The sequence below is a fragment of the Peribacillus sp. ACCC06369 genome (genome assembly GCF_030348945.1).
Classification (GTDB): domain Bacteria; phylum Bacillota; class Bacilli; order Bacillales; family DSM-1321; genus Peribacillus.
This window is the reverse complement of the sequence record NZ_JAUCEN010000002.1, coordinates 2,439,059-2,464,532: the sequence shown is the minus strand read 5'-3', so window position 1 is coordinate 2,464,532 and position 25,474 is coordinate 2,439,059. Positions and strand designations below refer to the sequence as shown.

Below are 25,474 nucleotides of genomic sequence, written 5' to 3'. Positions count from 1 at the left end.
TATTCAAACACTCCAGGAAATTCTGACGAATCGAGGGGAACAGTAATGACAAATTTTTTGCAAAATATGGCGGGGATGGGTGGCATGACTGATCAGGTGATTGCAACGGACTTCTTAATATCCGCAAAATCTGGAATTAGAAATCTTGCTTTTGCCATTACAGAAACAAAAACACCTGAATTGAAAGCAGCCTTAAGAGAACAGCTTCGTGTCGCTGTAGAAAGACACGGAGAGATAAGTAACTATATGATTTCAAAAGGTTACTATCATCCACATGATTTAAGTGAACAATTACAAGTTGATTTAAATACAGCAAATACAGCCCTAAACCTTCCTCAACAATAAAGTCACCTCATGGATGTGAAAACAGACAGATTACACAGAGGTTCTGGCAAGTCGAAAAAAGCAATGAATTTCTCGAACTTGAGAAACATTGCTTTTTTTAGGGGTATATTATAGGAAGTTCTTAGCAAAACAAGGTAATAATGGTAATGTAGATGATCCAATCTAAACGATTTTTACTTCTTTCTTACTAGGGTTAAATCGATTTCTTCATGCCACACTCTCTGCATTTACGAATATATTTAACCGAACTTTCAAACTAAGCTTTACCGCAATTGTCATAGCGACCACTAACGTCAGGTTAATCTTCGTGGTCATAAATAATTATGGTGTCATATTCCTTTTTTTCCTCTAGAATTTCTTCAGACAAAGTAAAATCGCCCTGTTTAATAGCCCTACGATGATACTCAACACTCAAATCAACTGGAACATGGCGGTCTAACTCATCATGAATTAAAATTTGCTCGACATTCAAAGGCAACAATTCTATCGGTGAAGCTAACCTACAACGTTCAGATACTTCTTGAGCAGCTACGTGACTACTTCCCCCTTTTTCTTCATGGATTTCCCACATCTTCTTCAGATCCGAAACCCCTGCCAAACTTAATACGCTCTGTATAGGTACAAGCAGAGTATTTCCGATCCCCTTCCGTTTGAACTTTGTTAATTCGGGATGCCAGCCAGAGAGCCAAGTGTTTGCCAGGGCCACTATACGATTTTCCAAATCAGAAAGGTGTCCCTGGTATATAAGATCATCCAATCGATTTCCGGTATAGGAGAAAAAATCGCAGCCACGATTATCTCTGAAATTGGTGAAATCGATCGGTTTAATCATCCGAAAAAACTGGTTGCCTTCGCTGGAGTAGATCCAAGTGTTCACTCATCGGGTAAGTTTACGGCAACCATCTTTCTTCAGTGTGGATGGAAGGGGTGCAGGGTCAAGGAGGGCAAGTTCCTCAATTAAGAAAGTAGACTAGCAGAGAGTACGCTTATATTAATGAATAAAGAAATATGACTATTTAATTTTTTAGTCATTTACTTCGACATAACACTTTAGGGACTTCATCTAGCTGAGAGTGTACAACGACTATCTTTTCCATCTTAGACCCTGGAGAAGATGAGACTTTCCCCCTTTGAGTAGACGTTATAGACCATGTTTTTTCATTTTGCGGATTAAGGTCGTATGCGAAACGCCCAATACCTTGGCAGCCTTGCGAATACTCCCTTCCCGCTGAATCATGCTCTCGATTAGATTTTTCTCCACAGACTTAAATAAGTTACTTTTGGTATCCTCATTTCTTAAGAGTTTTGATAGACTGACTCCCGTATGTTGTTTTGCAATAGGCAAATCCTTCGGTTCTATTACATCGTTTTTAGTGGTTAGGACAAGTCGCTCTATAATATTTGACAATTCTCGGATGTTGCCTGGCCAGTGATATGCGCAAAGAATATCCATAGCATCCATCGTAAATGATTTATTCTTATTATATTCCTCATTAAAATTTTGGAGAAAATGGCCGATTAACAAGGGGATATCATCCTTTCGTTCCCTCAATGCTGGAGTCTGGATAGGGATGACATTCAATCGGTAATATAGGTCTTCCCGAAATTCTCCTCTCAGGACCATAGATTCTAAATCCCTATTGGTCGCTGCCACAATTCTTACATTGACCTGAATCACCTTCGTTCCACCGACCCGGGTAAACTGCTGGTCTTGTAGCACACTTAAAAGTTTTGCCTGAAGATATAAGGGAAACTCCCCGATTTCATCCAAAAATAAGGTTCCTTGATCAGCAAGTTCAAATAATCCCTGCTTCCCATCCTTCTTTGCACCGGTGAAGGCACCGGTATCATAGCCAAAGAACTCAGATTCCAAGAGATCCTTAGGGATGGCCCCGCAGTTCACTTTGATGAAGGCTCCGGAATCTTTCCGCTTACTTGTCTCATGAATTTCCCTAGCCAAGACATCTTTTCCTACTCCAGATTCACCCAACAGAAGTACTGTTGAGTCAGTTGGACCGATATGGTGAATAAGGTCGATAATTTCCTTCATTATCCGGTTAGCGGTAATGATTCCCCTTTTGGAATGGTGCTGTCGAAGTGATAAAAGTTCCATATAATATTTTGCTGAAAGCCTCTCTATTTCTTCTACCTTTTTCTTCATAATTATCTGATCGGTTATATCATGGGTGATGGATAACACCCGAATCAAACGGTTTCCTCCATCAAAGATAGGAATTGCAGTAACCAAGACAGTCCTTCCGTTCTGATACTGTTGGAAATCGGTCACCGTTTGTTTTTCCTGAATAGCCCTCAATGTGACAGATTCTTTTTGGAAGATTCCACTTTCCACAATATCCCTTATATTCCGCCCAGCATAAGCTTCGCGAGGTAAACCACTTAATTTAAGCATGGACTGATTGACCAATAGAATTTTCCCTTCCTGATTCATCGCCAAAATTCCATCATGAAAATTCTCCACAATTGTCCGATATAATTCTAAATCAGGTATCCTCGTAAACTCCATGTGCTCCTCCTACGATCCAAATTGTATAGTTATAAACCATTTCCAGTAACGCTTATGTGCCCTGTTAGCCCTTTCTGAAACGCTTCTCTATACAGTACAAAAGAAATGTACGACAAGCAGAACAAAACAACGACGAATATGAATCTCAATATATAACCGGATCCAAAACGAACAATAATTAGAATAGTAATGTACATAGTTCTTTAGCGTATCGCATTGAGGGTAACCCCAAACTCTTTCATCTTTTTGAGAACCATTGTATGAGTGACACCTATGGCCTTACCAGCTTTTCGCACTGATCCATATTTTTTCAGGGCTTGGATTAGCGCTTCCTTTTCCAGATCGACCAGGTTGCCTCCTTCTGCAGGACCGTAACAAGACAGCTTGAGGATTTGCAAGTCTACCTCAGGTTTACCTTCTTGAATCTTCAGTTTATTTTCTATCTCGTTACATTCACTTACTATATTTGGAATATGCTTCAATTTAATGACCTTGGCACGGCAGGTAAGCACTAGTCGTTCCACTATATTGGATAACTCCCGAACATTCCCGGGAAATTTATACATTAACAATTGATCCACAACTTCTTTTGATAAGCGTTTTGAATATTGATGTTTCTCATTAAATTTCTTCAAAAAATAACCAAGTAGCGGAGTAATATCATCCTTTCTTTCCCTTAGTGGCGGAATTGTTATTGGTATGATATTCAACCTATAATAGAGATCTAGCCTAAATGTTCCTTCCTCCACCATTCTTTCCAAGTTTCGATTGGTTGCAGCAATAACCCTTACATTAATTTTGATCGTTTGTGTTCCTCCAACTCGGATAAGTTCCTGTTCCTGAAGAACCCGCAGGAATTTTACCTGCATGTCTAATGGCAACTCTCCGATTTCGTCAAGGAAAAGAGTTCCGTTATTGGCCAATTCAAAAATACCCTGCTTACCTGCCTTTTTTGCCCCTGTAAAAGCACCCTGTTCATATCCGAACAACTCTGCCTCTAATAGATTAGGAGGAATCGCTCCACAGTTTACTTTCACGAATAATCCTTTTTCAAAACGCAAGCTGTTTTCATGTAGCACTTTGCCAATGACCTCTTTCCCAACTCCGGATTCCCCCAGCAATAATATAGTAGAATCGGATGATGCAACATGATAGACAAGATCAAGGACATCTAGCATTTCTTGGCTATAGGCTATCACTTCTCCTGAACTTTTTATATTTTGAATGCGCACCTGTTTGAGCTCGGTTTGGTAGCCCGAAGGTAAATTCTTGGATTCAGCAAGTTGCTCCTGAAGTCTAGTTAAGTCCGAAACGTCCCTGACGTTTGCCAGAACCCGGATCAATTCTCCTTTTTGGTTGCAAACCGGCGTAGCTGTAACCAGAGTATATATTCCAGTATTTTTATACTTCTGAACGTTTGTATAGGATCTTCCTGATTGTAGCGTCTTCATCACCACAGAATCATTCAGAAATAGGCCATTATCCACCATATCGTTCATGTGCGCCCCGACCATTACCTCCTTGTTCAGCAAAGTGATCTGTTCAAACTCTTTATTGATATGCAGAATATAACCTGTCTCATCTGTTATCAATATTCCATCATAAGAATTGTCTATAACGAGCATCAACTGATTTAATTCTTCCTGCAGGCAACGATGAATCTCATTCCATTTGATACTGCCGTAATAAATTCCATCCTTTACAACAGGAATAATTTGGTGGGTGTTGGAACACGGTAAGCCGTAAATCACTTCCGTCCCGTCGACTGAAACACAGTCTTTATCAATGTACTCTTCGACGAATCGGTCTGAATCAGTATTTAGTAAATCCCTTGCATGAATTATTCCTATGAAATTTTGACCCGACAAAACAGGGATCTCATTTAATTGTGAAGACTTCATGTATTCAGCCACTTTCCAGATAGGATCTGAACTTTGAACGACAGGAACATTTTGTTCAATACGATCTAACCAGTTCATGTATATCACCTTTTTTCATTCTTTTCGAACAGATTAAGGATATTTGGAATTGTTTCTTGTTAAATAGATGTGTAGAAATGAAGCTCTTATATATGAAAACGAATATAAAAATTAACCTAATAAACACCATCGTGAATAATATCAGTAGAGTAAACAACCTCTTAAAACAATAATATTATTACTCTTCAAATAGGTATAACTGTATATCATTCGATAGTTCATTGGTCAACTAAGGATAGAAGATTTTTCTTTTTAATTATTTTAAATATCCAAAGGTGTAAGTCCTTGTAAGGAAGTCAAAAGGAACAAAAAAAGCTTGTAGAGAGAGTAATACCACGCTTTCTCTACAAGCTGGGAAAGAACGGATTCAGGGGTTTCTCAACACCTCAGTTGACTTACTATCCATTATTTACTTTCCTTTAAAAATAGGTTTTCTCTTTTCGACGAACGCATCTACGCCTTCTTTAAAGTCTTCTGTTGTGCGAAGGAGGCCGTAGGCTTTCCCTTCCATTTTCAATCCGACTCCCAGCGGACTTTCTTCAGAAGCGTTCAACACTTCTTTTGCAACACGCTGAGCAAGCGGAGAAAATTGAACAAGCTCCTCAACTAACGAATCCACTGTTTGTTGAAGGTCCCCTTTGGACACTACTTGTGTTAATAGACCCCATTGATACGCTTCATTTGCAGGAATTTTTCTGGCACGCATGATCATGTCCTTTGCTCTTGTTAAGCCCACAATCTTTGCAATTCTCTGTGTACCTCCGCTCCCAGGAATCATTCCTAGGTTCATTTCCGGAAGGGCAAGCAGGGTATCTTCCCGTGCAATCCTGAAATCACAGGCCATCGCAAGTTCTAGGCCTACACCGAACGTATACCCCTGCAGCTGAGCGATGACAGGTTTTGGAGAGCGTTCAGGAGCAGCCACGTTTTCGGCTAAATGGGAAAGCTTTTCTTGATGGGTCGCCATAAATTCTGGGATGCTTCCTCCTGCACTGAAGCATACATCTCCTGCTCCTTTGAGGATAATGACACGCACTTCATCATCTTGATTCAAACCATCAAAAATCTCTGTCAGCTGTTCTCTGCCGAGCATACTGATATAATTCATTTTCTCTGGACGATCGAACACGATTGTTGCCGTTTGTTTTTCTGTATTTTTCTCTACCCGAATATGGTCATACGTTTGCTCTGTTATAGTCATTTGTTATTTCCCCTTTTCTATTTAAGATGAGATCGCTGTTTTTTTATTTACAATGGTTTTCTCGATGGCATTAATGATACCGTCATACCCCGTGCAGCGGCATAAATGGCCAGAAAGCATTTCTTTGATTTCCTTGGTAGAGGGATCTGGCTTTTTTTCAAGATAATCTGTTGTAGACATTAAGATACCTGGTGTACAAAATCCACATTGAAGACCGTGGCATTCGACAAAGTTTTTCTGTAGATCTGTCAACTCACCATTATTTGCTAACCCTTCAACGGTTTTAATTTCGTCCCCATCTATTTGTACAGCAAACATGAGACAACTTCTCACAGCTGTGCCATTTACGTGTACGGTACAAGCACCACAAACACCGTGTTCACATCCAACATGTGTTCCAGTCAGTCCGCATACATCTCGGATAAAATCACTTAACAGCATTCGTGATTCCACTTCTTCTTGATAGACTTTGCCATTAATAGTTACTTCCACTTGATGACGGCCCATTTCTCTACCTCCTTGCCCTTTCATAGGCTTGTGTTAACGTACGCTTCGTTAAAACTTTAGCAAGATGTGTTCGATACTCTGCTGAAGCATGAAGATCTGATTCGGGCTCAACTGCTAATTCTACACTTTCCACTATTTTTCCTAGCAAAGAATCGGACAGTGTTTCCCCTATCATGAAGTCTTCTGCATCCTCTATTAACAAAGGAATAGCCTCAACTCCGCCAAGGGCTAATCTTATGGATGAAATCTTGTCATGATCATCAACTGTCATATAGCAAGAAGCAGCAACTAACGCGAAGTCCCCATGCCTCCTGGCAATTTCCTGAAACGAATACCCTCGTCTACCTCCAATGATTGGAATATTAATCTCCGTTAAGATTTCTGTAGGCATAATATCTGTCGTCAAATAAGTAACAAAGAAATCTTCTGCACCAACGTTTCGAACCTCATCCTTTGATGCAATTTGCACTGAACCGTTCAGTGTTAGCAAGGCAAGCGGGAGCTCGGCACTTGGATCGGCATGAACAATGCTTCCGCCTATAGTTCCCCTATTCCTTGTTTGCACGTGTCCAATTTGGGTAATTGCTTCGGTTAATAGACCGCAGGTATTGGCTACCATTTCAGATTCTTCTACTTTACTTTGTCTTGTTAAAGTTCCTATTTGAAGTAGATTTTGATTTTCATCATTTTTAATATAATCTAGTTCTGTTAAGCCATTAATATCAATTAAGCACTTGGGTGATGCAAGTCGCATATTCATAATGGGAACTAAGCTTTGCCCACCGGCAATGATCTTTCCATCTTCACCGGCTTCTTCTAAAAGATTCAATGCTTCTTTTAGTGTGGTAGGTTTATAGTAATCAAACTTTGGTGGTTTCATATTTCCCCTCCCCTTCGGTAATCCTATTTTTATGAGATTCAGAATATTTGTTTAAGGAGCTGTCACTTTTTCCTTTGCCTCACTGAGTAACTTCCAAATGCGATTAGGACTTAATGGTAGCTCATCGATTATAATATCTAAATGGGCTAAGGCATCACTTACGGCATTGGCAATCGCCACCGGTGCACTCATGGTATTCCCTTCACCCAAGCCTTTGGCTCCTAAAGGAGTAAGAGGGGACGGAGACTCCGTATGTTTAATCGTTACATTAGGGATTTCTGGAGCAGTTGGGCATAAATAATCCATAAATGATCCCGTTAAGAACTGTCCATTCTTGTCATAAGCTAATTCCTCGTATAAAGCGCCACCAACACCATGAGCCAGACCACCCATGATTTGTCCATCAGCAATCAACGGATTTAAAAGCTTTCCAGCATCATGAACGGTGAAATAATCTATTATTTTCACTTCTGCTGTATCCGGATCAATTTCCACGGTCACCATATCCGCAACAAATCCGTATGTGACAGAGGAATTGATCAGGTCGTTATCATCCGGTGGTTCTGCAGCCTGAGGTGTATAATAATGAGTTTCATAGATTCCTGGTTCCATTCCTTCAGGTAATGCAAGCGGATTCCAATGTGCTAGACCTGCAAGGCGCTTGATAGGAAACTTTTTAGTAGGATTATCCCTTACGTAAATGAAACCCTCTCCCAGCTCGAGCTCAGAGACGTCTACACCAAGTTGAGAGGCAGTAATGTTAAAAAGTTTTTTCCTTACCTTTTGGGCTGCATAATAAATAGCGCTTGAACCTAACGAGGCAAATCGACTTGAATAGCTTCCTGAAGCGATGGACCAAGGACTAGTCGCTGTATCAAGTTCAGCGATTATATTTATTTGTTCCCTTGGTATCCCTAAAACTTCAGATACAATTTGGGCTGCCACAGTTTCGTGTCCTTGACCTGTTGGTGCAGTGCTAATTCTCACGTTTACACTTCCTAAGGGATCCATTGAAACAGTAGCCGCTTCTGATGCCCCTGATTTCGGTAAGGATTTCGCTCTTTCTTCTGGTGTTAAGGCAACCGTGATATATCCCATATTTGATCCGGATGGTTCGACGATACATGCAAGGCCGACGCCTAAAATTTTTCCGTTTTTACGCGCTTCTGCTTGTTTTTTTCTAAAGTTCTCATATTTCCCCGTTAAAAGGGCGAGTTCAAATGAATTCTCATAATCCCCACTGTCGTAAATTCCACCCGAAGCTGTTGTGAATGGAAATTGTTGTTTTTTAATCAGGTTTTTTCTAATCACTTCAGAGTGGTCCAAAGAAAGTTCTTTTGCAATAAGCTGCATAATTCTTTCGAGGGCAAAGTAATGCTCCTGTCCCCCGTAACCACGGATTAACCCGGTAGGTGACTTGTTTGTCATGACTGCAAACGCTTCAATATTTAAATTTGGTATATCGTATGCCCCGGTTGAGTTGGCATGGTTACGGTATAAGCAGGCTGGTTCTGGTGCGCGAATATAAGCACCAACATTATCCATTAATTTCATTCTTAAACCGGTGACCTTGCCATCATTTTTGACGGCGGCTTCAATGTAGGTCACGCGATCTGTTCCGCTCGCACTTGATGAAAGATGTTCCTGTCGATCTTCTATCCATTTAACTGGACAGCCGAGAAGTTTACTTGTGATGGAACAAAGAACGATATATGGGAAAAGCCCTGCCTTTATTCCATAACTTCCCCCAATATCCTTTGGAATGATCAGTCTTAATTTATTGCTGGGGACTTGTAAGGATTGAGCCATGATTGCCTGAATAATAAAGGGTCCATGAAAATTAGCATGAACATTATACTGATTATGAGCAGAATCATAGTTTGCAACCACACCATATGTTTCAACAGGGGTAGCCGTATATTTCGGAAACTTATATTTATGCTTGACGATATGATCTGCTTCTTTAAAGGCTTTGTCTGCATCTCCATAATGGAATTGACGATGATTGGCGATATTCGACCCAACATTTTCATGTAAGATCGGTGCATCCTCTTGTACCGTTTTCTCAATATCTACAATGGCTGGTAACTGTTTATAAGAAACTTTAATCTTTTCCATTGCGTCTTCGGCAGTATAACGATCCTTGGCAACTACAATGGCAACAGGTTCTCCAACATACCTCACCTTTTCGATGGCAAGAGGAAAATACTTAACTGGTGCCGTAACCCCAACACTAAATGGTTTTACATGGTCTTTTATGTCTTGACCGGTTACTACTCCCTTTACTCCCTGCATTTTTACCGCTTCGGTTGGGTCTATGGATATTATATAAGCATGAGGATGTGGACTACGTAAAATTGCCGCATAGCCTGTATTTGTTGTGTTACCAAGATCATCAATATAAGTTCCTTGACCGGTTAGTAGCCGTTTGTCCTCCACCCTCGTAGCAGACTTACCTATTACCTTTGTCATGTACAACCCCCCTCTTTTTAATCAATCTTTGATAATCGTCTATTGTGTCAACATCCGGAATAATGTGCTGATTCATTGGTGCATATACAACTTCCCTGCTAAACTTTTGAATGACGGACTTTCCACCACTATCTCCTTCTACCTGTAAAAGATGATGAAACATATCTCGTTTGAATAAAACAGGATGCCCCTTCTCGTTGTTTAAAAAAACCGACTGAACGATGGATGGCCTATTCTTTACTTGGTAGGTTTCAACAATTCTGTTTATTGAGCCTTCATCCATTTCAGGCTGATCGCCTAAAAGAATAACCATGGCCTCTACTTGTTGGGGTAAAGCTTCCAGTCCGACTTTAATCGAAGTAGACATACCTAAATGTGAATCATGATTCTCTACCACTTGTTTTATACCAGGAACAGATACCGCCTCTACCAACCCATTCACTTTTGGATTTATCACAACAACCATCCCATCAAGTACTGAGTGTAAACACGTTTCGATGACATGAAGAACTAGTGTCTTTTGTTGATAGGGCAAAAGCATTTTTGGAGTACCCATTCTGGTTGATAAGCCCGAAGCTAAAATGATCCCCCAGACTTCATGATTCTTATCATTGATAAGCAATCACTCCCCTATGATCTCTAGAGGTATACAAAAGTTCCTTACCCTTCGTTTGTTTTAAATGCATCGAATTACCACCACGATGAACATTAACCAATTCTGCAGCAATACTGATAGCAATTTCCTCAGGAGTTTTTGCACCAATATCAAGGCCTATAGGACTATAAATACGGTTTAACTGTATTTCATCAATAGTGAAACCGTTCATTATCGGTTGGAGCAACTGGTTTGTTCTAGTTGTTGGTCCTAACACTCCGATATAGGCTACCGATGAATGTAACAACGATTTTAGAACCAATTGGTCTTGAGTAAAATTGTGGCTCATCACAATAGCATAACTATGTTCACTTAATGGAACGGAAGTGGGGTGGTCTCGTTCATAGCATATTAATTCATCGGCTAAGGGAAAATTTCTTTTATTTACAAAGCCCGGTCGATGATCTAATACATTTACAGTCCAGCCTAAATTTTTAACCGTCTTCACCAATGGAACAGCGTCTGGTCCTGCACCAAATATGTAAAGGGTAGGAACCGGCGTAATATGGTCATAGAAGACTTCACTGTTATCTTTTATCTTGAGATCCATTGGTTTCCCAATTTGTAAATTGGAGTGAACCCATCTCTCACCGATCTTAGATTCTTCTTCATCACGAGTTATGGTTGCTATGATAATGGGCTGACTTGTTGTAAAAGCCTCTCTCATTAACTTGCTTCTTTCATGTTGACCAACAGGATCAAATAGCTCTATAAAAATCTCAATGGCTCCATTACACCCTACACCTAAGCCCCAAATTTGGTCTTCTTCGCCTCTGAAATCGTAATGGATTTTTTTGGGTTTTTCTGTCTGTAAAACTTCTTTTCCGTGCTCAAGGACATCACCTTCCACACATCCTCCACTTAATAAGCCTATTAACTCTCCATCTTCAGCAAAAAAACATTTTGCCCCTTCTTTCTGGTAGGTTGAACCTTCGACACGTATGACAGTGGCCAGAATTCCTCTTTTCTTTTCTCTGACACACCTGTCCATCTCATTTATTATGGTAATCATAACCACCCCTCCCAAAGTGAAAAAATATTTTTTTCAATTGATATCTTTTTTTCTTTCCCAGAAAAAATGCTCTCGATACTGAGTTGGAGTTTTTCCTTCTATTTTCTTGAATGTTGTTGCAAAGTAACTGGAATTTGCAAAACCGGTGTTATTAGCAATAACATCAATTGGTAGAGAAATCATTCTTAACATATTTTTTGCCTTCTGAACACGAATCCAAGATAAGTATTCTACAAATGTCATCCCTATTTCTTCCTTAAAAGATTTACTAAAGTAGGATGGGCTTAAATAAACCTTATCAGCAATATTTTTAAGAGTAAGACATTCATTGTAATGTAACTGAATGTATTGTACGGCACTTTGAATCGGTTTTCTTAAATCTAATTCGAATTCACCTTCATTTTTAACCGTCTGACTTATTTCCATTTTAATTATTGGTCTTAAAACACGATCGAATATGTTCAAAAGCTGGTTTTTAGTAAGCGGTTTCAATAAATAAGCTGAAAAACCCGCATTAATGGCTGATTGGACGATTTCAAACATTTTTAACCCTGTAATTGCAATGATGGGTAAGTCTGGATAGATAAGTAGTACGTTTTTCCCAAAATCTATGCCATCCATGTTCGGAAGTGAAACATCCATTATAAGCGCACTTGGACGGGATTGTTTAAGCATCATCATAGCCCGTTGTGCGTTATTAGCTTCATAAATACGAAGAAAGTTATAGTCGCTATTTTCAACAATATGACGAATATTGCTTATACAGCTTAGGTCTGTATCAACAATTAGCAGCTCTGCCATAGGACACCTCTTTACTTCTATGTAAATCTATTATAAAAATATTCAGAAATAATTAGTTTTAATTTTTTAAGATGAGAGTTATAAAAATTTAACCACTTTCACTAGAGTTAGAAAATACATCTTTTTCAACACTCTCAGCGGAGAGATTTATTTTATATCAGCCTACAGAATCGCTTTGATTTTGTAGTGCCTCAAAATCACCCTCACGTAATTTTCGGCGTAGGATTTTTCCAACGGGGCTTTTTGGCATTTCCTTAACAAATGTATACTTTCTTGGTCTTTTATAGTTCGACATGTTAGGATACCTTTTACAAAACTCATCTAACTCTTGTGCTGTAACCGTTTCGTTTTTAGAGACAATATAGGCGGATACGATTTGTCCCAATCGATCATCCTGCTCTCCAATAACAATAGCTTCCAAAACGTTTGGATGTTGTGACAGACAATCTTCAATTTCTAATGGATGAATATTTTCTCCCTCAGAGATAATCATATCGTCAAGCCGACCAACAACGAATAAATCGCCGTCTTCATCAAGAAAACCAATATCTCCTGTAAAATACCAACCATTGCGCATCGCTTTAACAGTAGCATCAGGGCGATTCCAATACCCCTTAAATGCTTCAATGGAATCTAAATTTGAAATTATTTCACCAATTTCTTTTTTCCCAACTATATCTTCGGGAGTAGAACGACCGTCGGGATCTGCTTTTACAATACGAAGATTTTGGTGAATACCTGGTTTACCTACACTGCCTGGCTTTTCAGATACATTAGGACAAATAGAAAACGTATATACTTCTGTACTGCCGTAATGATTTACAAATACCTTTGGTTTAAGTAACTTCACACATTGATTTACTAATGTAGTGGTCATTGCAGCACCTGCATATCCAACTTTTTCAAGCTTGGATAGGTCATATTTATTGAAGTCTGGATGTGTTAGCATATCATGATAAAGCGTAGGGATTAAATAAAGGGAAGAGATTCTTTCTCTGTAAATAATCTCAAGAGCATCTCCAGAATCAAAGTCTGGCAAAATAGCAATTTTTCCATTTAATAACGCCATGGTAAGCAGTGAACGAACGCCCATTGTATAATAAAGCGGCATTACTCCTAGTGTACTTTCCCACAACTTGTACTGGTTTTGGACGATATGTGCCATCGCTGAGGCATATTCATTCCTATGGGTACGTGGTACTCCCTTTGGACGTCCTGTTGTTCCTGACGTGTATAACATGATCGAAATATCATTTTCATCTAAAGTAGGCTTTTGATAGCTACCTGGGCTTCGGTCTACTAGTTCAGGATAAGAAATATCTACACCAATATAATTCTCATCACCTATCAAAATTGGCCTTTCAGAAAAGTTCGATCCTAATACGGCATTTTGACTGGCTGATTCATAGACGACAGCTTTCGCTTCAGCATCGTTTACACAATACTCGACCTCTTTAGTGGATAATCGGTCATTAAGCGGAGTATAGATCGCACCAAGTTTTTGTAATGCCCAATAAATGATTACATTTTCAACTCGGTTCTTTAAGATGACTACAACACGATCCTGCTTCTGAATGCCTAGACGCTGCAAAGAGGCTGCAATTTTTTCTATTTCCTGTTGTAATTGGACATAAGTATAGCGTTTTTGGTCTTGAACTAAAGCGACATGGTTTGGGTAGCGCTCAACTGCAAAATCGAATAATGTACCTAAATTCATTTTACATCTCTCCTTTTCCCCTTGAGTTGTGCTTATCTTATCTAAATCACTTTTTACTCGTTTTTTAATTCTAAGTAAGGCCAGTTGTGGTTTTTTAGCATGGAGGCTGTTGCGGGTATTATCCTTGAGTCAGTTGATTCCAAGGCCCCCACACCCTTTACGATTATTCGATAAGATATAGATTTACAATCGAGTAGTCACCCTTCACTGCTACACAACTATAGAAATATCAGCTTAATACATATTTTCTATTTTCTTTAACAAGCTCTATTTTTTTGCACCCCATGATGCATATTTTAAACACCTCTGAATCTACTCCCTAGACTGTTCAATTTCTGCTGACAATTTTAAACTCCCTATACCTTCCATCATGAATACCCCCTCGCTTTATATTACTTTACTAAAATAACATATGATAGAAGAGTTATGTTTCAAAAAATGATTTTAAAATTAAGAATGCATCTTTAAATTTATTAATAGACATAATAATCGATAACTTACTTTTGGTATTCAATATTTCACTTTCCTCATATCAATATTTTCCTTAGTACAAACAATGTACCTATATTGAATCTATTAAAACTGCAAAAAACAAGCCAAGTTCCATTTATAAAAAAACCTAGGCTTCCTGTTCCTTATAATTCCATCTAGAAAAGGTAGTTTAGTTGTTTTGATAGTGGTTTTAAAGGAAAAAAATAAAGCATGAAGCCGTTTATTTTTCAAGAGACTTTGCAGGTCTTTTTTACCCAGTGAATCAAAGGCATACTGTTCAACATGAATTCAAAAGTTTGACTAATACTTTTTGTACAGGTTTGCTTACAATCACATTGAATAGAGGAGAATATGAATGATAACTTGTAGGAAATGAGCGAAGTGTTTTTTTGATTACCCATGTTGAAAAGGCTGACACCAAAAGGTCAAGCACTAAGCCTTTTGAGTCAGCCACAATTTTTTCATATTTTTTAGAAGTCTATATCTCCTTCAAGATGAACTGATTGAATCAATTTATCAGGATTTATATAATCATCTAGATTACATTCATTGTAGCCGGGAATTTGAACTCGCAAGTATTGCATTTCTTCACTGTCTAAGGGGATTGTACAGTCAAATCCCATCTTCGAGCCCACTCCATCGCGTGTTGACGGGTCAAGCTTCGAACTTTGTGCTTCATGAACTACCACTAAGTCTCTGTCTGCTTGAAAGCGGGTTGCGATTGCCCATTCCACTTCTTCCATATTAAAAATATCAACCTCTTCATCCGTTACGACGACATGTTTAATATCAAAACTATTAGCAAGAGCAGCTAAAATTGCATTTTTCGCTTCGCCTTCATTCCGTTTTTTTATTGAAACAATCGCATGATAGCGACATGTGCCACCAGGGCTCATATGCACCGCTGTTACTGACGGGACGGTCTGGCGAATGCTTTGGAATAGACTTGCCTCACGTGGAATCCCACCAAGCAAAAGATGTTCGTATCCCGCAGGAACAATCGTATAAAAAATCGGATTGTTTCGGTGAGTTACTGCAGTAATCTCAATGACCTCCTTGTCACTGCGCGGTCCATAGTATTTTGGGAATTCTCCAAAAGGGCCTTCCGGCTCACGAACATGTGGAAGAATTTTTCCTTCTAATACAATTTCCGCATAAGCCGGGACATCAATATCAACCGTCTTACAACGAACCACTTCTAATGGTTCTCCACGGAGAGCACTTGAAATTTCAAGTTCATCTACTCCGAACGGAGTGCTAGCTTGAGACGCCAGTAAGGTCACCGGATCGACGCCAATGGCGATTGCACATTCCAGTGGTCTCCCCGCCTCTTCAGCCTGCTTATACAAATGAAAAGTATGGCGAGGCAAAATTAAGGCTCCTATCTTATTTTTCCCAGAAATTTGGAGACGATGAATTGAAACGTTCTGCTTCCGAGTAACTGGATCCCTAACAATAAACAATCCAGCGGTGATGTAATTACCCGAATCTTTCTCATGGTGAACCGGAATTGGAAACATCTTCATCAAATCGATATTTTCTAGAATAATATTTTCTTTAACAGGGGCTTCATTTTCATTAACTAGCAGACATGCTTCTGGAGCGGATACCGCCTCTGTGAATTTTGTTATAACATTGTATTGATCCGTTTCCAAAGCTTCTGCAAAATCCTCACGTGTTGAACAAATTCCTGATACGACAGGAATCTCATAATCTTCTACGCTAGTAAAATAGGTAGCCTTTTTTCCATCTAATTTTTTCGCAATAGCAGCAACCTCATATTCTAAACTGACATTTTTATCAATTGTCGCTAAACGACCCGTTGTTTGCAGGTGTGTAAGCCATGTCCGAAACGTCTTTGATCTCATAAATTGAATCCTCCTGATTTTTTTAATAGTTATTATTATTTACTTCATTTTAGCTTCAATTATAGCGTTCATCCCTATATGATTTCCGTCTTGACCTTAGGTTCGTTATACGAAACTCTATTATTCTTATTGATGAAATGATCAAACAACATGACAATTAATGGAGTAACTGCAGCGACATAGATATTATCTATCCCTAATGGATCACCGCCAAGATACCAGACAGTTGTCGTAATCACGGCAAAGACCATTCCCAATACTGCTCCTCGTCCACTACTAAAACGCGGGAAATAGAACATCAAAACGACAATAACGGCTAAGGTGGTTCTTAAAGCTCTAGCAAAAAAGACAGTGCTTAATATTTCTGGTGCAAAAATCGCAAATGGAATCGGAATCAGTCCCATAACAATTGTTGCAATTCGGGCAAACCGCAACGATTTCGTGTCAGAAGCATCTTTATTAAAAATGGGATTGTAGAAATCTTTCAATAGAAGGGCAGCCGACCCAATAGTTGAAGCTGCAACTGTACCAAAGACAGCGGCAATTAATCCAGCTACAACTAGTCCCGCCAGAAACGGATTCATTAACGTTGTCATCATAGGGAAAGCTTCTGCTGGCGCGATGTTCGGAAAAACAATTGAGGCAGTCATCCCAATCAAAGATGCAATGATACCAACGGGAATTACAAGGAAACCGGCATAGATGCTCGCTTTCTTGGCCTTAGCATCATCTTGTGTTGAAGATATCGCCTGGATAATATATTGAGTTGAAAAAATGGAACCGATATTAGCTATTGTCCAAGCAATGATTGTTGACAAGCCGATTCCCGTCCAGTCAAACATCTCAGACTCTAGATTCAAGGATAACCCGGAAAGTCCCCCCGCTGCCGCCAAACCAAATGCAAGCGCAAGTATCAAACCCAAGTACTTGATAAAGGCGTGAATTAAATTGGTATATGCAACTGCAAACATTCCACCTAATGAGACATATACTACGGTTATCACCCCAACAATTATTGCTGCCATTGTATGTGGGACATTAAGAATTGCTGATAATGTAGCCGCTCCGCCAGCGTACATTGAAACATTAACTACTGCCAGGGCATAGATCATAATTAGCGAGGTTATAACTCGTGCACCATTCCCATACGTTTTAGCAATGGCTCCCGAGATTGTATACTCTCCCCGTTCATGAAACTTTTTTGCCATAGTGTAAGCAAATAACGCAAATGCCAATGCAAGTGTAATCAAATTCCATGCTGCCGAAATACCTGTGCTGTAAGCAGTTTGGGCTGTTCCGATCGTTGATCCGGTACCAATAAACTCTGACATCATTAAAACTCCAATAATAAAAGGCCCAAACGCCTTTCCGCCTGTCATGTACTTATCGGAACTTTTTGAGAATTTTTTTGTATATAAACCAAAGAAAGCAGTAAGCAAAATATAAAAGACGACAATTCCTAAAATTATTATATTTCCATTAGGCACAGTAACTCCCCCATTTTAATCTAGAAATGAATTTATGAATTTTCATTTATTCATGTTTGAAGATGCCCAAGCCAGGTACGCAATGGCTATGCTTTCATAATAAAAGAATCCTCATTAAACGGTAACTGATGAACCTAATATGTCTTTAAGTCTGCGTTCTAACATTTTAGACACTCTTTCACGGCCTCGAACTTCAGGTGGAGTTGGGTATTCCCTACCGTCTACAATGACAGGTTGATCATATCGAACCAAGATAAGAGGAAGGTATTCTTCGTATAACGCACGAATTCTCTTGGCATGTTCTGGTTTACGGGCAAACAGCTTTAGCATACGAAGTCCAAAGCCTACATGCCGTCCTTCGTCTTCCTTGATTCGGGCAAATCCTTCACTCAAACCAGGCAATAGGCCCTTACTTCCGTATACACCTCGAAACACATCATATCCAGTCATCGCTTGAACACCTTCTATTATTCCTTGGTAATGGGTTAACCCTTCTACAAGTGCAGCCTCACGTTCCTCTTCTCCTTGTTCAAGAGCATTCAGCATTACTTTTACACGATTATCAAGTTTCTGCTGAACCATATTTTTCACTGAAGGAATTCGCTCACGACCAATTACTTCTTTAAAATAGCGCATAAAAAACTCAGTATGTTTAAATTCCTCGAGCAATTGAGTACTAAGGAATGCCTGTTGTTCTGTAGAGGTACCTAACATGATCCAGGGACAAAACTTTAAGGCAACATTTTCTTCAGCATCGAGAAATCCTGTACAAAAATGAATAAGATATCCTTTAAGGTCTTCATCAAGCGCTTCAAAATCCCTTTTATCCTGGCTAAGATCGATAGCAGCAGGATCCCAAGTCCCAAAACGAATCGCTTTTCGATATAAGTCCCATGCCACTTCATCCGTCGTCTTATCAATACTAGGGATTAGCTCTTCAGTTTTATCGATATTTTCTGTCATTACAATTACCTCCAATTTTATAATAGAATTAATAGTCTTTAATAAAAAAATCAAACTTTAAAACAGTTCTTTCAGTAGATCCAAAATCTCTTCTTCTGTTGCTAGCCAAGGATTAAATTTCCACATTCCACTTTTCACGGAGTCGTGTGCGATCCCCTTAAGGTGCTCTTCTTTAACCCCCACCTGCTGCAATTTCTGTGGAAGCCCGATATCGTTTCGTAATTTAGTCACATCTTCTATTAATTGGTCTGTAATCTTCCAACCAGGTAACGATGGATCAGTTACTCGAAAAACGCTCGCCATTTCAACATGCTTATCGACCAGGGATATCGAATTACGGCGGATAACCTCCGGTAAAAGCAGACCTATTGCCACTCCGTGACTAACATGGGCATATCCGCTTAACGCACTTCCAATGGCATGTGTCAATCCGAGGAATGATTGATTGAATGCCATACCGGCCAAGAGACTAGCTTCTGCCATTTTGATCCTTGCCTCTACATCATTTCCATTAAATACGGCCCGACGAAGGTATTTGCTAACAGTTCGCATGGCTGATAATGCAAGTGCGTCACTGGCAGGCTGGGATATCCGTGACACAAATGACTCTGCCCCATGTGCAAAGGCATCAAATCCTGAGGCTGCTGTAATTTTCGTTGGTGCAGTCATCGTCATTTTAGGGTCCACTATACTTATATCCGGTGCGATGAATGGGCTCGTTACCGTAACTTTTCGATTCTCCTCCCAATCCGAAAAAACAGCAAACATGGTCACTTCACTTCCGGTGCCGGATGTCGTAGGTATTGCAATGAGAGGAATATTGGATGATTGCTTGATAAGATTTACTCCAGCATAATCACGAATACTCCCTCCATTTCCAGCTATTACACGAACACCTTTGGCTGTATCGATCGGACTGCCCCCGCCAATGGCGATTAAAGCATCGCATTCTTCCTGTTGAAACCCGTGAGCTGCTTTGTCAACGGTTTCAACGCTCGGATCCGGTTCCACATCATCATAAATCACATAAGAAATGTGATTGTCCTCTAAGATTTTTGTTACATTTTCGATTAACCCTGATTTTAAGACACCGTTATCAGTAACGATAAAGGCACGTTTTACTTTAAAAGGTATATTGTTAAGTTCGTTGATTTTGTTATATCCAAAATAAATCTTTGTGGGAAGATGAAACTCAAATGATTGATACATAATAGATAGATTCCCCCCTATTCTTCTATTTCAATATTAATATGTTTTGTTTCGGTATATTCCATTAATCCTTCAATTCCCCTTGTACGCCCAATTCCGCTCTCTTTATAACCCCCAAATTCTGCCTGTGGGTAATTTTTGTTATAGGTATTAATCCAAACCGTTCCGGCCTCCACCTTTTTCGCAATTCTCACAGCTCTGTTGACATCCTTTGTCCAAACGCCAGCAGCTAAACCGAAAATTGTTCCATTAGCAAGTGAGATCGCTTCTTTCTCGTCCCTAAAAACTTGTATGGCCAGCACGGGCCCAAAAATCTCTTCTTGTGCTATTCTTGATTCAATTGGCACCTGATCAAAAATGGTTGGCTCAATATAATACCCTTTATCGTAATCTCCACCGGTCAACCTATTACCACCCGTAATAAGTTTTGCATCTTGTCTTCCAATCTCGCAATATTCCAAAATTTTATTAAGCTGTTCTTCCGAGATGACAGGTCCCATATCGGTTGTTTCAATTAACCCGTTACCAACTTTCAATTTTTCAGCCTGTTTACGCAATCCTTCCACCACTTCTTCATGAATCGACTCATGAACAATCACTCTTGATCCAGCAAAACACATTTGGCCGGCAGTAATAAAGGCTGATTTTGCAACGGCTTGAATTGCTTTGTTAAGGTTTGCATCAGGAAATATTATATTAGGAGATTTCCCCCCCAGTTCAAGAGCAAGTTTCTTCACCTTTTCTGCTGCTTTTTTCATTAAGTTTTTGCCAGTAGTCGTGTCACCTGTAAAGCTGATGGCATTAACATCGGGATTTGTAGTCATTTCATCTCCAATAACCTTTCCCGGACCAGACACGATATTCACAATTCCTGGTGGAAAATCGCTATTTTCCTCGATTAATTTGACAATGGCAGTGCTGATAAGTGGTGTCCGACTTGCCGGTTTTAAAACCACTGCGTTTCCTGCAGCAAGGGCTGGAGCAACCTCTCGAATCATTAGCATAGCCGGCCAGTTCCAAGGTGAAATAATCCCTACTACTCCAATCGGCTCTTTGTCAATGATGCCATATGACGTGGAGGAAAGATTTATCGACCTACCGAATATACTCCGAGCCATACCTGCAAAATATTTTAACGTATCAATACAGGCGTCCAATTCTATACGAGACTCCTTTATCGGCTTTCCGTTCTCTGTGGTTAAAATTCTAGCAATTTCTTCTCTATTTTCCTTCAATTTATAAGCCCATTGCATTAAAGCATCAGAACGTCGCGAAGAATTTGAACGCCAGTCGGATGTATGAAATGCTGCCTTCGCCAATTTAATTGCCAATTTAATATCTTCTAATCCCGATTTCTGTGACTCTCCAACGATCTCACCTGTAGCAGGATTTACGGATGTCATCGTTTCCCCAGTTTTGGCTTCTTGCCAATCGCCATTAATATAATTTCTAGTAATCTCTAATTTTGTAATCACTATTTACCCCCCCCGTTTCTATTTGAGATTGCCTTTTGTTTCTGGAACGATGAGGCTTCCAATAATGTAGACAAGAAAAATTACAATCACAAAATACATAAGTGTGTACGGTATATTTTCAATCGAACCGCTTGCTAATGTTACGAAAGTTGGCATCATACCGCCAATTGCAAATCCCATATTCCATGACAGTCCTGTACCCGTAGACCGTATTGATGTAGGAAAGCGTTCATTAAGAAAAATTAACACAGGTGCATAAGCAGCATTTCCTAAAAACACCAGACCCATCGTATTCAAATAAATCGAAGTCGTTGTAACAGAATCGGCTAATGCTAGATAAAAATATGGAAGTCCGACGATATTTAAACATCCAATAACTAAAAAGGTCTTTTTTCTTCCAATAATTTCACTAAGTTGTCCGAACAGTAAAGCCGAAATTATCGTGACAATACTTGAGACAATGAGAACACCTGATAAAACTTCTGAAGATACATTGTTAACTACTTTTAGAAATGTGGGAATAAAACCAGCTGTAAGGTAATAACCTGAACCACCACCAATAACAATCATTAGATTCACAGCTATAACTCGGAAATATTTTGTAAATAGGGTCTTAATAGGAGACTGCGGTATTACATCCTCTTGCCCTTTTTCTTCATTTTCTTTACGTAATTGTGCCCAAAGCGGAGACTCGTTAAGTGTTCTAAATACAAGTAGACCAGCTACTGCACCTAAAATCCCTGTAAAGAACATGACTCGCCAACCCCAATCATTAAACGCTTCACCAGGAAAAAAAGCAGAAACGATGGTAAACGTTAGTGAAGCGAATAATGCTCCTAACCCGGCTCCTCCCCCACCTATAAGACCAGACATCAATCCGCGCCATTTAGGCGACGCAGATTCTGTTCCAATTGTATGTGTAGATGCCACGACACCGCCGACAAAGACCCCTTGAACTAATCGTAGAATTAAAAAAAGGATTGCAGCCGTCACACCAATTTGTGGGACAGTAGGCAAAAGACCAAAGGCAGCTGTACTAACTCCAACCCCTACCACAGAAACAATCATTGCTTTCTTTCGCCCGTTTTTATCTGCATAGGATCCAAATATTGCCGACCCAAGAGGCCGCATCAAAAGCGTTACCCCAAAAGAAGCATAAACAGCAGCTAAAGAAAGCGTAGGGCTGGTTGTAGGGAAAAATAGTACACTAATTGTGGGAGCCACAAAAAGTAGAAGAAAAAGATCATAAAGATCAAAAGACCACCCTAATAGTGATGCTGTCATTGCAGAGACAACCTGACGTCTGTTAACGGTTACATTTTCTTGTTCAGAATGAGCGACTACATTAGACATTAGAGGACCTCCATTTTTTCATATTATGTTCTGAGTCATGTTAAACCGGAAAATAGTTTTTTAATACCCAAAAAATAATGATTATAGATTGGTTATTATTTCATCTTTATTGAGTCCCGACCACCGTTCAAACAGTCGAGCATCAATACCAAACTGATCTAACGCCTTACCTACACTTTGATTAACAATATCATCTAATGATGTTGGCTTATGATAAAAACTAGGAACAGGAGGGAGGATTACCGCACCATTCTCTGCAGCTGATTGCATTAGCCGCAAATGCCCTAAATGCAATGGTGTTTCACGGACCATTAGAACCAACTTCCTTTGTTCCTTCAAAGTTACATCAGCAGCTCTAGTGATTAAATTATCATTAAAACTGTTTGCGATAGATGATAGAGTTTTAATAGAACATGGAGCAATGATCATCCCGTCAACATGAAAGGAACCACTTGAGATGCTTGCACCTATATCATATGAGTCATATACATAACTGCACAGTGATTTTACTTGTTCCACCGAGTATTCTGTTTCATATTCGATGGTTTTTTCAGCAGAGGAACTAATAATTACATGACTTTCAATTTGAAGTTTGTTTAATGTCTCAAGACATCTAATACCGTATATGGATCCACTTGCCCCTGATATACCTATAACAATTTTTTTCACTCTGTTCCCTCCTATATTTGAAAAAAACTTTTTTGATCATGCACTTTGTAGCGGGTAATCCATCCACTTTTGTTCACTGCACGCTTTTCAAAGTTCCCCCCTTCAACTTTCAATATTCATCTCTTATATTTGCAAGTTTCATGCCATTAATAAACTGTTTAAAATTCACTCTTTCCTACCCATTAACCATCCAACTGGAACGAATGACGTTACAACTGGAACGCCTGCAGTTCCGCTTTTCTTGAAGACTAGGGTAAGGCTCGAACCTTACTGGATGGCAAATTTCAAATAAACAAAAAAAATTTTGCTCTTCCTCTGAAACGTCGACACCGATCTGAGTGGCATTCATTTTACTGTCACACCTTGTGAACTGCGTAATATATAGTACTAATTCCGATTCGGTACCTTTCAAAATTGAAGTAAAAAGGATATCCAACTGTGATTGTTTAATGTAAAAGCCCTTCTCTTAATCGAGAGGGCTTTTATTAGAGATGAATGTTTATTATTTATTTCAAACTCCTTGAGAAACGTTAGAATCTGTACTATTTTTACTTTGTTGAACAATGATGGTTTTAAAATCAGGCTTTTCAATAATTAGAGAAACAGCAACACCACCCAATATCGCCCAGAATGAAGAGCTTATATCATAAAAATGGACTCCTGACATCGCAATGATAAGGGCAAAAAATGAACCAACTTGGAATTGGGGTTTAGAAAACGCTTCTTGTAATGAACTTAAAAGCACTCCCATCATAGCCAGTCCTGCAACAGTACTGATTAATACTTTCGGCATTGCAGCTACAAAAGGCATGACTGTACCTGCAAACAATCCAAAGGTAGAAAATAACACACCACATACAACTACTGCTGCATATCTTCCTTCCATTTGACCAGCTTCTTTTGATGCGCAGATTGCAGTCATTGACCCCGCAATATTCGCATTATGACCTCCAAAAAAAGACGTAATAACCCCGCCAATTCCGCTTAAAATCGTCATCTCATTAACCGGTGGTTTATATCCTTGGGTGTTTAACACACCTGTAGCCTGGGCGTTTTCAGCACCAATTACTAAAAGTGCAAGAGGGGTGCCCATTGAAATAATCGCATCAATATTGAATGATGGAGTCACTAGTTGAGGAACGACAAAAACGGAACTCACATCTTTCACTTGGAATTCTCCCATCCAAACCGATAAAATGATAGCAACAGCAAATGATATTAAAATAGGTGGAAATTTTTTTATATAACGGAATGAGAGAAGATACACGAGGATGGATGAACCTGCAATGATTGGTGCTTTTTCGAGGGATGCAATCATCTCAGTCCCAAAACTAATCATTGTTCCAACGACCATCGACATAACAATTGGAACCGGAATCCAGTGCATAACTTTACCAATAACCCCTGCTATCCCTAACATAAAGACAATGAGGCCTGCTGCCAAATAAGCACCAGCAGCTTCATTTAAAGAATAGTTTGACAGTGAACCTACAACAAGTACAGCACCTGGAATTGAATAAGCGCCAGCAATCGGCTGCTTATTTCTTAAGGAGATGAGTATTCCTAATATCCCACCAAAAAAATAAATCGCAAATAACCAAGAAATCATTTGTGTTTGAGTTAATTCACCATTTGATGCTCCGTTTATTATAATTAGCGACGGACCACTACAGCCAAAAATTGCTGCCAGCGTTCCTGCACTAACCGTTCTTACATTTAAATGACTTAATAAACCTTTCTTGTTTTCAGAACTCTTTTTTAGCTGCATACCTTCAATCCTTCCCATATCGTTCTATTAACTTCCCTGAATCAAACATGATTTAAAGCGCTTTTCTTGATCTAAAATGAGAATCACCGGCAGAGGC

Annotated in this window: 20 protein-coding genes and 1 pseudogene; 2 read left to right on the top strand and 19 right to left on the bottom strand. The window is 39.4% G+C overall.

All coding sequences use genetic code 11. From position 1 onward, the window contains the following. Positions 1 to 45 precede the first annotated feature (45 nt). Complete coding sequence (locus QUF78_RS12815) at positions 46 to 345, top strand: spore coat protein (protein WP_048682429.1); 300 nt, start codon at positions 46 to 48, stop codon at positions 343 to 345. A 298-nt stretch (positions 346 to 643) separates the two neighbouring features. Here QUF78_RS12815 and QUF78_RS12810 read toward each other — a convergent pair whose 3' ends face one another. Further along, positions 644 to 1,066: an alpha/beta hydrolase family protein gene (locus QUF78_RS12810; protein WP_289327420.1), complete on the bottom strand. Its 423-nt coding sequence runs from the start codon at positions 1,064 to 1,066 to the stop codon at positions 644 to 646. A 21-nt stretch (positions 1,067 to 1,087) separates the two neighbouring features. Between QUF78_RS12810 and QUF78_RS12805 the strand changes: the two are divergent. Further along, positions 1,088 to 1,249: pseudogene (locus tag QUF78_RS12805) on the top strand (transposase); the annotation flags it as partial. A 237-nt stretch (positions 1,250 to 1,486) separates the two neighbouring features. Here the strand turns inward: QUF78_RS12805 and QUF78_RS12800 are convergent. The 18 genes from QUF78_RS12800 to QUF78_RS12715 form a co-directional block, all read right to left on the bottom strand. Continuing rightward, positions 1,487 to 2,869, bottom strand: coding sequence for a sigma-54 interaction domain-containing protein (locus QUF78_RS12800; RefSeq protein WP_289324947.1), 1,383 nt, complete (start codon positions 2,867 to 2,869; stop codon positions 1,487 to 1,489). A gap of 203 nt (positions 2,870 to 3,072) precedes the next feature. Next, the gene (locus QUF78_RS12795; protein WP_289324946.1) at positions 3,073 to 4,848 is read right to left on the bottom strand and encodes a sigma 54-interacting transcriptional regulator; all 1,776 of its coding nucleotides are present in this window, start codon (positions 4,846 to 4,848) and stop codon (positions 3,073 to 3,075) included. Between the two features lie 409 nt (positions 4,849 to 5,257). Continuing rightward, complete coding sequence (locus QUF78_RS12790; RefSeq protein ID WP_289324945.1) at positions 5,258 to 6,049, bottom strand: enoyl-CoA hydratase/isomerase family protein; 792 nt, start codon at positions 6,047 to 6,049, stop codon at positions 5,258 to 5,260. A 21-nt stretch (positions 6,050 to 6,070) separates the two neighbouring features. Then, positions 6,071 to 6,556, bottom strand: coding sequence for a (2Fe-2S)-binding protein (locus QUF78_RS12785; protein WP_101225176.1), 486 nt, complete (start codon positions 6,554 to 6,556; stop codon positions 6,071 to 6,073). A 4-nt stretch (positions 6,557 to 6,560) separates the two neighbouring features. Further along, the gene (locus QUF78_RS12780) at positions 6,561 to 7,436 is read right to left on the bottom strand and encodes an FAD binding domain-containing protein (RefSeq protein WP_289324944.1); all 876 of its coding nucleotides are present in this window, start codon (positions 7,434 to 7,436) and stop codon (positions 6,561 to 6,563) included. Between the two features lie 51 nt (positions 7,437 to 7,487). Beyond that, complete coding sequence (locus QUF78_RS12775; protein WP_289324943.1) at positions 7,488 to 9,908, bottom strand: xanthine dehydrogenase family protein molybdopterin-binding subunit; 2,421 nt, start codon at positions 9,906 to 9,908, stop codon at positions 7,488 to 7,490. Beyond that, complete coding sequence (locus QUF78_RS12770; protein WP_289324942.1) at positions 9,889 to 10,530, bottom strand: nucleotidyltransferase family protein; 642 nt, start codon at positions 10,528 to 10,530, stop codon at positions 9,889 to 9,891. The genes QUF78_RS12775 and QUF78_RS12770 overlap by 20 nt, the downstream gene beginning before the upstream one ends. Next, entirely contained in the window at positions 10,517 to 11,575 is a 1,059-nt protein-coding gene (locus QUF78_RS12765; RefSeq protein ID WP_289324941.1) for an XdhC family protein, read from the bottom strand. The genes QUF78_RS12770 and QUF78_RS12765 overlap by 14 nt, the downstream gene beginning before the upstream one ends. A 33-nt stretch (positions 11,576 to 11,608) precedes the next feature. Further along, positions 11,609 to 12,376: a response regulator transcription factor gene (locus QUF78_RS12760; RefSeq protein WP_144553659.1), complete on the bottom strand. Its 768-nt coding sequence runs from the start codon at positions 12,374 to 12,376 to the stop codon at positions 11,609 to 11,611. 157 nt (positions 12,377 to 12,533) lie between these two features. Then, positions 12,534 to 14,093, bottom strand: coding sequence for an AMP-binding protein (locus tag QUF78_RS12755; protein WP_289324940.1), 1,560 nt, complete (start codon positions 14,091 to 14,093; stop codon positions 12,534 to 12,536). 962 nt (positions 14,094 to 15,055) lie between these two features. Continuing rightward, entirely contained in the window at positions 15,056 to 16,453 is a 1,398-nt protein-coding gene (locus tag QUF78_RS12750; protein WP_289324939.1) for a UbiD family decarboxylase, read from the bottom strand. Positions 16,454 to 16,527: 74 nt separating this feature from the next. After that, positions 16,528 to 17,940: a sodium:solute symporter family protein gene (locus QUF78_RS12745; RefSeq protein ID WP_289324938.1), complete on the bottom strand. Its 1,413-nt coding sequence runs from the start codon at positions 17,938 to 17,940 to the stop codon at positions 16,528 to 16,530. Between the two features lie 114 nt (positions 17,941 to 18,054). Beyond that, complete coding sequence (locus QUF78_RS12740; RefSeq protein WP_289324937.1) at positions 18,055 to 18,903, bottom strand: R2-like ligand-binding oxidase; 849 nt, start codon at positions 18,901 to 18,903, stop codon at positions 18,055 to 18,057. A gap of 57 nt (positions 18,904 to 18,960) precedes the next feature. Then, positions 18,961 to 20,112 (bottom strand): iron-containing alcohol dehydrogenase, encoded by a 1,152-nt coding sequence (locus QUF78_RS12735; protein WP_144553665.1) that lies wholly within the window; start codon positions 20,110 to 20,112, stop codon positions 18,961 to 18,963. 17 nt (positions 20,113 to 20,129) lie between these two features. Then, on the bottom strand, positions 20,130 to 21,587 hold the full coding sequence (locus QUF78_RS12730) for an aldehyde dehydrogenase family protein (protein WP_289324936.1): 1,458 nt from the start codon (positions 21,585 to 21,587) through the stop codon (positions 20,130 to 20,132). 18 nt (positions 21,588 to 21,605) lie between these two features. Continuing rightward, positions 21,606 to 22,940, bottom strand: coding sequence for an MFS transporter (locus QUF78_RS12725; RefSeq protein WP_289324935.1), 1,335 nt, complete (start codon positions 22,938 to 22,940; stop codon positions 21,606 to 21,608). Between the two features lie 81 nt (positions 22,941 to 23,021). Continuing rightward, complete coding sequence (locus tag QUF78_RS12720; protein ID WP_289324934.1) at positions 23,022 to 23,609, bottom strand: UbiX family flavin prenyltransferase; 588 nt, start codon at positions 23,607 to 23,609, stop codon at positions 23,022 to 23,024. Between the two features lie 511 nt (positions 23,610 to 24,120). Then, positions 24,121 to 25,395, bottom strand: a complete 1,275-nt coding sequence (locus QUF78_RS12715) for a benzoate/H(+) symporter BenE family transporter (RefSeq protein ID WP_289324933.1) — start codon at positions 25,393 to 25,395, stop codon at positions 24,121 to 24,123. Positions 25,396 to 25,474 lie beyond the last annotated feature (79 nt).

Bases quoted from the DNA above. Each gene is read 5' to 3' on its own strand.
- QUF78_RS12815 (WP_048682429.1), top strand. From the start codon at position 46: ATGACAAATTTTTTGCAAAATATGGCGGGGATGGGTGGCATGACTGAT.
- QUF78_RS12800 (WP_289324947.1), bottom strand. From the start codon at position 2,869: ATGGAGTTTACGAGGATACCTGATTTAGAATTATATCGGACAATTGTG.
- QUF78_RS12795 (WP_289324946.1), bottom strand. From the start codon at position 4,848: ATGAACTGGTTAGATCGTATTGAACAAAATGTTCCTGTCGTTCAAAGT.
- QUF78_RS12790 (WP_289324945.1), bottom strand. From the start codon at position 6,049: ATGACTATAACAGAGCAAACGTATGACCATATTCGGGTAGAGAAAAAT.
- QUF78_RS12785 (WP_101225176.1), bottom strand. From the start codon at position 6,556: ATGGGCCGTCATCAAGTGGAAGTAACTATTAATGGCAAAGTCTATCAA.
- QUF78_RS12780 (WP_289324944.1), bottom strand. From the start codon at position 7,436: ATGAAACCACCAAAGTTTGATTACTATAAACCTACCACACTAAAAGAA.
- QUF78_RS12775 (WP_289324943.1), bottom strand. From the start codon at position 9,908: ATGACAAAGGTAATAGGTAAGTCTGCTACGAGGGTGGAGGACAAACGG.
- QUF78_RS12765 (WP_289324941.1), bottom strand. From the start codon at position 11,575: ATGATTACCATAATAAATGAGATGGACAGGTGTGTCAGAGAAAAGAAA.
- QUF78_RS12760 (WP_144553659.1), bottom strand. From the start codon at position 12,376: ATGGCAGAGCTGCTAATTGTTGATACAGACCTAAGCTGTATAAGCAAT.
- QUF78_RS12755 (WP_289324940.1), bottom strand. From the start codon at position 14,093: ATGAATTTAGGTACATTATTCGATTTTGCAGTTGAGCGCTACCCAAAC.
- QUF78_RS12750 (WP_289324939.1), bottom strand. From the start codon at position 16,453: ATGAGATCAAAGACGTTTCGGACATGGCTTACACACCTGCAAACAACG.
- QUF78_RS12740 (WP_289324937.1), bottom strand. From the start codon at position 18,903: ATGACAGAAAATATCGATAAAACTGAAGAGCTAATCCCTAGTATTGAT.
- QUF78_RS12735 (WP_144553665.1), bottom strand. From the start codon at position 20,112: ATGTATCAATCATTTGAGTTTCATCTTCCCACAAAGATTTATTTTGGA.
- QUF78_RS12725 (WP_289324935.1), bottom strand. From the start codon at position 22,940: ATGTCTAATGTAGTCGCTCATTCTGAACAAGAAAATGTAACCGTTAAC.
- QUF78_RS12715 (WP_289324933.1), bottom strand. From the start codon at position 25,395: ATGGGAAGGATTGAAGGTATGCAGCTAAAAAAGAGTTCTGAAAACAAG.